Genomic DNA, 12,580 nt, shown 5'->3' on the forward strand with positions numbered 1-12,580 from the left:
TGGCCCTTTCGCGAGCAGGCTCGCTCCCACAGGGAAACGCATTCCAAATGTGGGAGCGAGCTTGCTCGCGAAGGGGCCAGTGAAGTCAGCGCAAATCGCTTTTTAAACTCAGGTGTTGAAAAGACACCTTAAGACACGCCTTTCAGGCTACACATCCTTGCGCCATTGCCTACAGCTACGCCAGAATCCGCCGGCTTGTGCGCCTTGGGGGCGGGTTCTATTGTGGTGCGGTCGCTGACGAATCAGCGATCGGGTTTAGCAGCTCGGCAATTTTCAAGGCACGCGAGTACTGCCATTACGTTATGGCGGCTTTGCGTGGGGCACTTCGGTGCGCCGGGATCCTTGAGCCTGGTCTGCTAACCCGCGTACAGCCGCCACCCTATCCGTTTAGCAGCGATGGAATGACGGCTCCACATCTCAAGGAGCTTCACGATGATCAAACCAACACCCAACCCACCCGAAACAGACCCCACCTCCCCCTACGAATCCCTCGATTCAAAAAAGCTCAACGACGCCGCCGAACGCGCCCTCGATCACTATCTCTGCCCACCCGGCTCCACGCCACCACCCCGTAAAACCCGCCGGATGTACGCCGTCACCGCAGACTTCAAAAACGAGGAACTACTGGCTGATGCCAGCGAAACACTCGCCTCAGCCAGAACCATCGCCCATGACTTCGCCCGCCTCATACACGCGTCGCAACGACGGACGCTGTTGGGGATTGCGCAATTGATCATGCTCGGTGAGCTGGCGGTGAATCGGGTGATGGATAATCTGGAGTTGCCGCAGTAGCGGGGATACAGATCGTTCCCACGCTCTGCGTGGGAATGCCTCAACGGACGCTCCGCGTTCGGCTCTGGATGGGACGCAGAGCGTCCCGGGCTGCATTCCCACGCGGAGCGTGGGAACGATCAATCTACGGCAGCCGTTCTTTGGCTTGTTGGAAACTGGCGGAAGGCAGCCGGAGTCGAACCTGCCCGGGAACGGATGCCGTCCCCAACCGGGTTTGAAGCCCGGCCGCGCCACCGGGCGCGATTGCCTTCCTTGAACTCATTGCGCGTCGGCGTTGGCCAGCGCGTTGTCGGGGCGGATCTGGCGGGATTCGCCGATGCGTCGGGTCAGGCCGACGCGGTCGAAATATTCGAGGTACTGAATACAGCGTTTGCGTCCCAAGCCTAGCGCATCGCGGAAGGTTGTCACCTGGATCTGCGGATTTTCCTTGGCCAGTTTTAACAACACGTCAGCCATTTGGCGCAGTTGCGCGTCACTCAAAAACAGATCGCGTACGACTTGATGCATCAGACCCAAGCGCGCCAGTTTGCGCAGCAGCAGGCGCACGACGGCGTCGTCCTGGCCGAGCATTTTCGCGATGTCGCGCACCCACGGCGGGTCGAATTTGGCGTTTTCAAACAGCGGTTGCAGTTGTTGCCAGAGGGTTTCGTCTTCGGCGTTCAGGCGCACCTGATGCTCAGGCAGGTGCAGCCATGGGCCGCTCGTTTGGATCGATCCGGCCGCCAGCAATTCATCCAGCAAACTTACAAACGTCGAACGCTCCAGCGCCAGACCGCTGAAGCGGCGCAGGCGATCGCGGTCGGGGCCCATCTGGTCGGGCTCCTGTTCATGAAACTGTGTGAGTTGTTCCAGCAGGGTGAATTTCAACTGCGCCCAGCGTTGCACGTTGAACAGCACCGGGCCTTGGCGGGTGTCGATCAGGCGGACGTTTTCCGCTAACGACCACGACGCGCGCGGGCGATTGAACTGGCGCTCCAGCCTTTGCGGATCGAGGCCGCCGGCGCTGTAGTTGAGCAGCACGGGCAAGACGTGTTCGAGTTCGCCGCCGGAGGCCAAGGTGCGTAGTTGCTCCAGACGTTCAGGGCTGCGCCGTTGTCGCGCCGGGGCGAACGGGTCGAGGACCTGACCGCCACCCAAGGTGCGTTGCGCGCTCTGGTCGCGCAGGATCAGGCGATCGCCCTTCACCGCATGCACCGGCGCATTGATCAGCAGTTGCGCGAACATGCGCTCGCCGGGACTCAGCCGCGGGCCTTCAAGTAAAGCCACCCTAGCGATGACGTCCTGCGTACCGAGGTGCACATGTACCGGGTGAAAGTGTTCGAACGTGCGATCGCTGGGCAGCAGTTTAAAGTCGAAGTCGACCCGTTGTGTTGGCGCGTGCAGCCACTCCGCCAGCAACCATTGGCCGCGATGGATCTGCGCCAGTTCAAGACGCTCGCCGCTGATATTCAAAGCCACTCGCTGCCCGGCGAAAGCCTGTTCGGCAGGTTGATTTTGCGCATGCAAGCCGCGAACTCGGACCGATTTGCCGGAAGGTCCGAGCAACAGTTTGTCGCCGACTGAAACAGTGCCCGACAACGCCGTGCCGGTAACCACAATCCCCGCGCCGGCGACGCTGAACGCGCGGTCGATGGCCAGGCGAAAACCACCTTCGCGGCTGCGCTCCAGTATTTCACGTTGCGTCTGCAATAACGTCTCGCGCAGTTCATCAACGCCCTGCCCGGTCACGCTCGACACAAGCACGATCGGCGCTTCAGCAAATGGCCCGGCCTCAAGCAAATCCAGCACCTGCCGCTGAACCTCCTCCACCCTGCCCGCTTCGACCCGGTCGCATTTGCTGATCGCCACCACGGCGCGCGGGATGCCGAGCAATTCGACAATTGCCAGATGCTCGCGGGTCTGCGGCATCACGCCATCGTCTGCGGCGATCACCAGCAAGACCAGGTCGATACCCTGCGCACCGGCGAGCATGTTGTGGGTGAATTTCTCGTGGCCGGGCACGTCGATAAACCCGGTCAGCCCCGCGCCGGGTTCCAGTTCAGCGTAGAGATAACCGAGGTCGATGGTCATGCCGCGTGCACGTTCCTGCGGGCGGCGGTCGCCGGTTTGTCCGGTCAGCGCTTGTAACAGCGAAGTCTTGCCGTGGTCGATGTGCCCTGCCGTGCCGACGATCACGACTCGACCTGCAACTGCGGCAATTGCCCGAGCCACGCCGGTTCATCGTCGAGCTGACGCAGATCCAGCCACAGTGCATCGTCGTCAATCCGCCCAAGCACCGGGATCGGCAACGCGCGCAACGCCGCTTCCAGATTCAGCAGGCAACGCCCGCGCAAACGCTTGGAGACTTGCGGGCGCATACACAACGCCGCGCTCGGCAAACGCGCCACCGGTTGGCTGCCGCTGCCGATCATGCCCAAGGCCTTGACTGCGCTAACCTGCCAAACCGATCCCAAGATTTCAGCCATCAAGGGCTTCAAGCGTGAGGCCTGCGCAAAGATATCTGCCTGCGGCCGGGTGAGCAGACGCAAGCTCGGCAGACGTTCGGCCAGGCGATCGGGATCGCGATACAACCCGAGCACCGCCTCCAGTGCCGCCAGGGTCAACTTGTCCACCCGCAGCGCACGTTTCAACGGGTTCTTCTTGATCTTCGCGATCAGCTCTTTGCGCCCGACGATCAACCCGGCCTGAGGGCCGCCGAGCAACTTGTCGCCGCTGAAGGTGACGATATCCGCGCCATCCAGCAGCGCCTGCCGCACAGTCGGTTCCGCCGGCAATCCCCAACGGGTCAAATCCAAAAGGCTGCCGCTGCCCAGATCTTCCAGCAACGGCAAACCATGCCGATGGGCCAACTCGGCCAATTCCGCAGTCGGCACGCGAGCGGTAAACCCTTCGATGCTGTAATTGCTCGCGTGCACACGCATGATCAAACCGCTGCGCGGGTTGATCGCCGCTTCATAGTCGCGGGCATGGGTGCGATTGGTCGTGCCGACCTCATGCAGGCGCACGCCGGCGCGGGCCATGATGTCGGGGATGCGGAAGGCGCCGCCGATCTCGATCAGCTCGCCACGGGAAATAATGCCTTCCTTGCGCGCGCCCAGACTGTTGAGCGTCAGCAGCACGGCGGCGGCATTGTTGTTGACCACGGTAACGGCCTCGGCGCCGGTCAGTTCGCGGATCAGGCCTTCGATCAGGTCATCGCGATCACCGCGTTTGCCGCTGGCCAGATCGAACTCCAGATTGAGCGGATAACGCGCGGCCATTTGCACCGCGTCGATGGCTTCTTCGGGCAACAAGGCGCGACCAAGGTTGGTGTGCAGCACCGTGCCGGTGAGGTTGAAGACCCGGCGCACGTGGCTGCGTTGTTGCTGGAGCAGGCGTTCACTGACGCGGCCAGCGAGCACTTCAGGGCTGATTTCGACGGCTGACAATTGCCCGTTCAACACACCGGGGCGCAGTTCATCGAGCAACTGGCGCAAACCCGCCAGCAGTGATTCACGCCCATGACGCTCAAGCAAAGGCACACAGGCCGGATGACGCAACACACCATCAATGGAAGGTAACCGCAGGGACATCAGTCACTCCTGGAGACAGTTCACTGCGCCCCGCAGTGAAAAACAAGAGTGTAGACCTTGAGGTCATTCGTCTCCCGGTGCGAGCAACAGATTCGGTGCCAGCCGCTGAAAACCATCCTGAGCCAGACGCATATCGAGCAGCAAACTGCCGAGATCCGCCGACAACGCCTCGGCATCGGCATCGTTCTCCAGATACACCAGTTTCAGATAGCTGTTGCAGCCCGGACAGACTTCCGCCCTAAGCGGCGCCTGATTGGCAGCATGGCGATCGTCCTCAAGGCTCAGATAATCCAGACCCTTGCTCGACTCGCAATACACGCACTTGACCCGCACCACATGCCATTCGCAGGCGCACAGCGAGCAGACCAGATAACGCAAACCGTTGTGTTTGCCGCGATGGCGGATCACCCCGGCCATCGCCGGTGAACCGCACGCCGGGCATTGGCTGAGGCTGTCGCCGGGTTTCAGTTGCAGATTCGCCGCGCTGAGCAGCCAGTGACTCCAGGCCACTTGCAGCGCTGCGCCAAGAAACGGCACCAGTTGCGCCGGCACCATTGAGTATTGGCCACTGACCAACGCCACGGCCCATGCACGTAACTGACCGGGACTGGCGACCCGCAACGTTGTCACCGCCTCAATGACGGCGGGCTGTTCATCAGGTTCATAACGCTGCAGCAAAGCTTCGAGATAAGCCTGCCAGCCCTCTTCGCGCACCAAGCTATCAGCCGCGAACGGCGGCAAACCATGCTGCTGACAAGCCTCGATCCGCTGCTGATCAAACGGCGCCGTCAGCGGCGGATCATCAAACACCTGCTGCTGAACCCGGCACAACCCGGCAATCAGTCGCAGGTACTCTGCCAGCGCATGCCCCTCGGCCAGTTGTTCCAGTCGATCAGCCCGCAGCGCAAACAGGTTCGAAGGCGGCAGATGCAGAAACGGCGGCGAACTCGCCGCCGCTTCGATTTCCCCAGGTTCAAGAATGGTTGGCAAAAGTCAGCCCTTTTTGGTGATCGGTCGCTCCGGCACGTCCGGTTGGCGTTCATCGCGGGTCACCTCGCGATACCAGAGTTCATGGTGTTTCTTCGCCCAAGCGCGGCTTACCCAGCCATGCATCATCGCGTCCACCGAACCCTTGATCCACAGCCCGGCGTAGATGTGAATGATGATGCTCAGCACCAGAATGAACCCGGCCAGCGCATGCAGCAGCATTGCCCAGCGAATCACGGTGATGCCGAAATACGCACTGAACCAGGCGCGCCAGATCACCAGCCCGGTGAACAGCAAACCCAGCATGCACAGGAGTAAAGTCCAGAACAGCAGCTTTTGCCCGGCGTTGTATTTGCCCACTGGCGGTACGCTTTCTTCGTCGTTGACCAGCACCCGGTCAATGCGGCGCATCCACTTGCCGTCGTTGCTGATGAAGAAGTTGGCGCGCCAGAAACTCAGCACCAGACCGAGGAAAAACACGAACATCACTATTCCCATGTACGGGTGCAGAATCCGCGTCCACGGCCCGCCGCCGAACAGGTTGCTCAGCCAGAACAACGACGGATGAAACAACGCCAGACCCGACAGCCCGGCCATGAAAAACAGGATCGCCACCAGCCAGTGATTAGTGCGCTGGTTGGCGGTGTAACGCAGGATCGTCTTGTTGCTCATGGCCGGTCCTCCCCGCGTGGATCGAAGGTGTGCACCGCCGGATCGACGACATGCACCGAGGTGTCGGGCGGCGTCGGATGTTCATCTTCTTCGACGCGATTCGGGCCGATGCGCACGTAATGGAAGAACCCGGCCAGCACCGCCGCACCCATGGCCAGCAGGCCCAGCGGTTTACTGATGCCTTTCCACAGGCCCACCAACGGACTGATTGCCGGATCTTGCGGTAAACCAGCATAGATTTTCGGCGTGTCGGCGTGGTGCAGCACGTACATCACGTGCGTGCCGCCAACGCCTGCCGGGTCATACAGACCGGCGTTTTCAAAGCCTCGGCTTTTAAGGTCGACGATGCGCTCGGCGGCGTGTTCCTTCATGTCTTCCTTGGTGCCGAAGACGATGGCGCCGGTCGGGCAGGTTTTCACGCAGGCCGGTTCCAGCCCTACCGCCACGCGATCCGAACACAAGGTGCACTTGTAGGCCTTGTGATCCTTCTGCGAAATGCGCGGAATGTTGAACGGGCAACCGGTGATGCAATAGCCACAACCGATGCAGTGATCCTGATCGAAATCGACGATGCCGTTGGCGTGCTTGATGATCGCACCGGGACTCGGGCACGCCGCCAGACAACCCGGCTCGGCGCAGTGCATGCAGCCGTCCTTGCGGATCAGCCATTCGAGGTTGCCGGCGTCGGTTTCGTGCTCGGTAAAGCGCATCAACGTCCAGGTTTCCGCGCTCAGGTCTTGCGGGTTGTCGTAGGTGCCGTGGTTGTGGCCGACCTCGTCGCGCAGTTCGTTCCATTCCGAGCAGGCGACCTGGCAGGCTTTGCAGCCGATGCATTTGGTGGTGTCGATCAGCTTCGCCACCGCTTCCTGATTCCTCACCGACGGCGGCACGGTTGTGGTGGCCGAGCGGGCAATGATGTCTTGGCTGGCCATTTACAGTTTCTCCACGTTGACCAGGAATGACTTGGATTCCGGGGTCTGGGTATTGCCATCGCCGAGGAACGGCACCAGGGTGTTGGTCAGGTAACCGTGACGCGTCAGGCCGGTGAACCCCCAATGCAGCGGGATGCCGATCTGATGCACGACTTGGCCGTTGACCTGCAGCGGCCGAATCCTTTTCGTCACCACCGCCACCGCTTCGATAAACCCGCGCTTGCAACTGACGCGCACACGATCACCGGCAGCGATTCCCTTCTCTTTCGCCAGCACTTCACCGATTTCGACGAACTGCTCAGGCTGGGCAATCGCGTTCAACTTGCAATGCTTGCTCCAGAAGTGGAAATGCTCGGTGAGCCGGTAACTGGTGCCGGCGTACGGGAAGTCCTTGGCCTCGCCGAGGGTTTCCCAGACCGAATCGAAGATCCGCGCCGCCGGGTTACTGGTGGCTTTCTTGTTTTGCGGGTGCAGCGGGTTGATGCCGATCGGCGTTTCGAACGGCTCGTAGTGCTCGGGAAATGGCCCTTCGTTCATCTTGTCGACGGCGAAGAACCGCGCCACGCCCTCGGGGTTCATGATGAACGGGTTCATCCCGGCTTCCGGCGGCACATCAGCCTTGTAGTCCGGCACGTCGGTGCCGCCCCAGGCCTTGCCGTTCCACCACACCAGACGTTTTTTCGGGTCCCACGGTTTGCCGGCGACGTCCGCCGAAGCGCGGTTGTAGAGAATCCGCCGGTTGGCCGGCCAGGCCCACGCCCAGCCGAGATGCTGATGCATGCCGTACGGATCGGCGTTGTCGCGGCGGGCCATCTGGTTGCCGGCCTCGGTCCAGCTGCCGGCGAAGATCCAGCAACCGGACGCAGTGCTGCCGTCATCCTTGAGCAAGCCGAAACCTGCCAGTTGCGAGCCGGCCTTGACCGCGACGCCGGTGGCATCGGTGAAATCGGCCACGGCACTGCCGTTGATTTCCTTGGCCAACTCTTCCGGCGAAGGCTCGTCGGGGATCTTGTACGGCCACGTCAGTTTCAGCAGCGGATCAGGGAATTTGCCGCCCTCGGCCTGATAGCGCTTGCGCAGGCGCAGGAACAGCTCGCTCATGATGCGAATGTCGGTCTGCGCTTCGCCCGGGCCATCGGCGCCTTTCCAGTGCCATTGCAGCCAGCGACTGCTGTTGACCAGTGAGCCGTCCTCTTCGGCAAAACAGGTGGTGGGCAGGCGAATGACTTCGGTCTGGATCTCGGCACTTTTCACGTCGTTGTACGGCCCGACGTTGTGCCAGAACTCCGAGGTTTCGGTAGCGAGCGGATCCATCACCACCAGCCATTTCAGCTTGGCCAAGGCGCCCATCACGCGGTTCTTGTCCGGCAGCGCGGCGATCGGGTTGAAGCCCTGGCAGAAGTAGCCGTTGACCTTGCCCTGGCTCATCAGGTCGAACATCTTCAGGACGTCGTAGTTGGGGATGTCGAGCTTCGGCAAATGGTCGTAGCACCAATTGTTCTCGGCAGTGGCGTTTGCGCCGTACCACGACTTCATCAGGCTGACGTGGAATTTGCTGTAGTTCTGCCAATAGGACAATTGCCCCGGCCGCAGCGGGACTTGCGTGCGTTTGTGGATGAACTGGGCGTAATCCTGCTCGGTGTCGCTGCCAAGGGTCAGGTAGCCCGGTAGCGCATTGGAGAGCAAGCCAAGGTCGGTCAAGCCCTGAATGTTCGAGTGACCGCGCAAGGCGTTCACACCGCCGCCGGGCATGCCGACGTTGCCCAGCAGCAATTGCACCATCGCCGCGCTGCGAATGATCTGCGCGCCGATCGAGTGCTGCGTCCAGCCGAGGGCGTAGAGAATCGTCATGGTCTTGCCCGGTGTCGAGCAGGTGGCGATCTCTTCCCAGATTTTCTGCATGGCATCGACCGGCATGCCGCAGATCTGGCTGGCGAGGTCGATGGTGTAGCGGCTGTAATGCTGCTTCATCAGTTGATAGACGCAGCGCGGGTCTTGCAGGGTCGGGTCGACTCTGACGAAACCGTCGTCGCCCATCTCGTAACCCCAGCCGGATTTGTCGGTGTAGCTGCGTTTCTCCGCGTCGTAGCCGCTGAAGATCCCGTCTTCGAAGCCATAGCCTGCTCTGACGATGAACGACATGTCGGTGTAGTTGCGCACGTATTCGTGCTGGATCTTGTCCTCGGTCAGCAGGTAATTGATCAACCCGCCCATGAAGGCGATGTCAGTGCCGGTGCGGATCGGCGCGTAATAGTCGGCCACGGACGCGGTCCGGGTAAAACGCGGATCAACCACGATCAGCCGCGCAGCGTTGTGCGCCTTGGCCTCGGTCACCCATTTGAAGCCGCACGGATGCGCTTCTGCAGCGTTGCCGCCCATCACCAGGATCAGATTCGCGTTGGCGATATCGGTCCAAGTATTGGTCATGGCACCACGGCCGTACGTCGGGGCAAGACTTGCCACCGTCGGGCCGTGTCAGACACGCGCCTGGTTATCGAACCCCAGCATGCCAAGACTGCGAATCACCTTCTGGGTGATGTAGCCGGCTTCGTTGGACGCCGCCGATGCGGCGAGAAACCCAGTGCTCAGCCAGCGATTCACCGTTTGCCCGTTGGCATTCTTCTCGATGAAATTGGCATCGCGGTCGGCTTTCATCAGGTCGACGATGCGATCAAGCGCTTCGTCCCAACTGATTCGTGTCCATTCGCTGCTGCCGGGCTTGCGTGTTTGCGGGTAGAGCAAACGGCCGGGGCTGTGAATGAAGTCGAGAAGGCCTGCGCCTTTCGGGCAGAGGGTGCCGCGATTGACCGGGTGGTCGGCGTCGCCCTCAATGTGAATGATGCTTTGCGCGACATTCTTCGCGGCATCGCCCTGGCTGTACATGATCAACCCGCAACCGACCGAGCAATACGGGCAGGTGTTGCGGGTTTCATGGGTGTGGGCAAGCTTGAAGTGGCGCACCTGCTCGGCGAAGGCTGGCGTCGGGGCCATGCCCAACGCGCCCAGGCTAGAGCCTGCAAGGCCGATACCGGCGACCTTGAAGAACTGACGACGGCTGAGATCCATCGTGCACTCCTGATCAGGTGGAACCCGGTACTGGTGCCGGGTTTTATCTGGACAATCACGGTTGCGGCAAACGTCTGCCGACTTTTTCACTGTAGACAATGACCACACGATCTGTGTGAAAACCGACCGTCGGCCGTTTGTCGGCACTCCTACTAACAACCGCAAACCCTGTGGGAGCTGGCTTGCCAGCGATGACGTCGGCTCCTCCAACAATGATGGTGACTGACCCACCGCTATCGCTGGCAAGCCAGCTCCCACAGGGTTTGAGTGTGTTTCCAAAGGGACAAGGGTTTATCATGCCCCGCAGGACCATTCCCGCCTTCACGAGACCGCGCATGACTTTCGATTTTGATCAGGTATTCGACCGCCACAACACCGGCAGCACCAAGTGGAGCCGCTATTCGGCCGACGTGTTGCCGATGTGGGTCGCTGATATGGATTTCGCCGCGCCGCCGGTGGTGATCGAGGCGCTGCAACAACGCTTGCTGCATCCGCTGGTGGGTTACAGCGTGGCGCAGGACAACCTGCGTGAAGCCATCGTCGCCGACCTCTGGAACAAATACGCCTGGCAGGTCAAACCGCAGGAGCTGATTTTCCTGCCGGGCGTCGAATCGGGCTTCAACATGGCCTTGAAAGCGCTGGTGCAGCCACAGCAGAACGTCGTGGTGCAAGTGCCCAACTACCCGCCACTGCGCCATGCGCCGGGGAATTGGGGGTTGAACAAGGTTGAACTGGAGTTCGTCGCGCAGGCTGACGGCACTTACTTGACACCCTTGGACGTATTGCGTGAATCGCTGAACGGCGGTGGCGCGCTGTTGCTCAGCAACCCGCACAACCCGATTGGCAAGGTGTTTGGCCGTGAAGAGCTGCAAGCGGTGGCGGACATTTGTACAGCGCAGGACGCGTGGATCATCTCCGACGAAATCCACGCCGAGCTGTGCTTCGACGGTCGCGTGCACATTCCGACCGCGTCGCTGAGCGCGGAGATCGCCGAGCGCACCATCACTCTGATGTCGGCGAGCAAGGCGTACAACATCGCCGGCCTCAAGACCTCGTTCATGATCATTCAGAACGCTGCCCTGCGCGAACGCGTCAATCACGCCCGTTGCGGCATGGTCGACAGCGTCAACCCGCTGGGCATGGAAGCCACCCGCGTGGCTTACAGCGAAGGCGGGCCGTGGCTGGCCGAGCTGAAAACCTACCTGCAAGCCAATCGCGACTGGCTGGTAGAAGCGGTGCGCAAGCGGTTGCCGGGCGTGACCATCAACGTTCCGCAGGGCACCTATCTGGCGTGGCTGGATTGCTCGGCGCTGGACCTGGACAACCCGCAGCAGTTCTTCCTTGAGCAGGGCAAGGTGGGCCTCAGCGCCGGTCTGGACTTCGGCGATCAACACCAGCAGTTCGTCCGTCTGAACTTCGGCTGCCCGCGTTCATTGCTGGAAGAAGGTATCGCCCGCATGGAGCGCGCCCTGACACAACGCATTATCTGAGAACACCACATCCCCCTGTAGGAGTGAGCCTGCTCGCGATAGCGGTATTTCAGTCAACAATGATGTTGAATGTCAGGATGCTATCGCGAGCAGGCTCACTCCTACAGGGGATGTATGTTCACGCAAAATCATCGTTGGAAATCCGATCGAACTCACGGCAAACACCCCGGGTCAACCGCCCATACCTGCCCTGAGACCTCGGAGACCCGCGATGACCGACTATCCAAAACCACCCTTCCCCGCACAACCCCAGACCGTTCCCGGTTCGCAACGCAAGATGGAACCCTATCCCGATTGCGGCGAGCAAAGCTATGTCGGCTCCGGACGACTAGCCGGCAAGATCGCTCTGATTACTGGCGCTGACAGCGGTATCGGCCGCGCCGTGGCCATTGCTTTCGCCCGTGAAGGCGCTGACGTGGCGGTCGCCTATCTGAATGAACACGAGGACGCCAAGGAAACCGCGCGCTGGGTCGAGCAGGCCGGGCGCCAGTGCCTGCTGTTGCCGGGCGATATCGCGCAAAAGGCCCATTGCCAGGCCTTGGTCGACAAGACCGTGGAACGCTTCGGCCGAATCGATGTGCTGGTCAACAACGCCGCGTTCCAGATGACCCACGAAACCTTCGAAGAAATCCCCGACGAGGAATGGGTGATGACCTTCGACGTCAACATCACTGCGATCTTCCGCTTGTGTCAGGCCGCGATAAAACACATGCGCGCCGGTTCGTCGATCATCAACACCAGCTCGATCAACTCGGACATGCCCAAACCCACCCTGCTCGCCTACGCCACCACCAAAGGCGCGATCGCCAATTTCACCGGCGGTCTGGCGCAGATGCTCGGGCCAAAGGAAATCCGCGTGAACTGCGTGGCACCGGGGCCAATCTGGACGCCGCTGATCGTCTCGACCATGCCCGATGAAGAAGTGCAGAACTTCGGCGGCAACACCCCGCTCGGCCGCCCCGGCCAACCGGTGGAAGTGGCGCCGATCTACGTATTGCTGGCCTCGGACGAAGCCAGTTACATCACCGGCCAGCGCTATGGCGTGACCGGTGGTAAACCGATGTTGTGA

The 12,580-nt window shown here is 61.1% G+C and carries 9 protein-coding genes and 1 tRNA gene; 3 read left to right on the top strand and 7 right to left on the bottom strand.

The features are described 5' to 3' along the window. The first annotated feature begins 432 nt into the window (after positions 1–432). Entirely contained in the window at positions 433–792 is a 360-nt protein-coding gene (locus LOY43_RS14790; protein ID WP_258708264.1) for a DUF6124 family protein, read from the top strand. A gap of 156 nt (positions 793–948) precedes the next feature. On the opposite strand, the gene LOY43_RS14795 is transcribed toward LOY43_RS14790, so the two are convergent. The 7 genes from LOY43_RS14795 to fdnG all read right to left on the bottom strand — a co-directional run bounded on the left by LOY43_RS14795 (position 949) and on the right by fdnG (position 10,021). After that, a tRNA-Sec gene (locus LOY43_RS14795) sits at positions 949–1,044 on the bottom strand. A gap of 6 nt (positions 1,045–1,050) precedes the next feature. Continuing rightward, positions 1,051–2,967 (bottom strand): selenocysteine-specific translation elongation factor, encoded by a 1,917-nt coding sequence (selB, locus tag LOY43_RS14800; RefSeq protein ID WP_258709935.1) that lies wholly within the window; start codon positions 2,965–2,967, stop codon positions 1,051–1,053. Then, complete coding sequence (selA, locus tag LOY43_RS14805; RefSeq protein ID WP_258709936.1) at positions 2,964–4,367, bottom strand: L-seryl-tRNA(Sec) selenium transferase; 1,404 nt, start codon at positions 4,365–4,367, stop codon at positions 2,964–2,966. Before selA ends, selB begins: the two co-directional genes overlap by 4 nt. Before the next feature lie 60 nt (positions 4,368–4,427). Continuing rightward, positions 4,428–5,354, bottom strand: a complete 927-nt coding sequence (gene fdhE, locus LOY43_RS14810) for a formate dehydrogenase accessory protein FdhE (RefSeq protein WP_095049064.1) — start codon at positions 5,352–5,354, stop codon at positions 4,428–4,430. Between the two features lie 3 nt (positions 5,355–5,357). After that, positions 5,358–6,023: a formate dehydrogenase subunit gamma gene (locus tag LOY43_RS14815; protein ID WP_258708265.1), complete on the bottom strand. Its 666-nt coding sequence runs from the start codon at positions 6,021–6,023 to the stop codon at positions 5,358–5,360. Then, positions 6,020–6,955, bottom strand: coding sequence for a formate dehydrogenase subunit beta (gene fdxH / locus LOY43_RS14820; protein ID WP_093431371.1), 936 nt, complete (start codon positions 6,953–6,955; stop codon positions 6,020–6,022). The genes LOY43_RS14815 and fdxH overlap by 4 nt, the downstream gene beginning before the upstream one ends. Beyond that, complete coding sequence (gene fdnG / locus LOY43_RS14825) at positions 6,956–10,021, bottom strand: formate dehydrogenase-N subunit alpha (protein ID WP_139213394.1); 3,066 nt, start codon at positions 10,019–10,021, stop codon at positions 6,956–6,958. A 335-nt stretch (positions 10,022–10,356) separates the two neighbouring features. Between fdnG and LOY43_RS14830 the strand changes: the two genes are divergently transcribed. Both LOY43_RS14830 and LOY43_RS14835 read left to right on the top strand, forming a co-directional pair. Beyond that, complete coding sequence (locus LOY43_RS14830; RefSeq protein WP_258708266.1) at positions 10,357–11,511, top strand: MalY/PatB family protein; 1,155 nt, start codon at positions 10,357–10,359, stop codon at positions 11,509–11,511. 211 nt (positions 11,512–11,722) lie between these two features. Beyond that, positions 11,723–12,580, top strand: a complete 858-nt coding sequence (locus LOY43_RS14835; RefSeq protein ID WP_258708267.1) for a glucose 1-dehydrogenase — start codon at positions 11,723–11,725, stop codon at positions 12,578–12,580.

Source organism: Pseudomonas sp. B21-041, assembly GCF_024748675.1.
Lineage (GTDB): Bacteria > Pseudomonadota > Gammaproteobacteria > Pseudomonadales > Pseudomonadaceae > Aquipseudomonas > Aquipseudomonas neuropathica.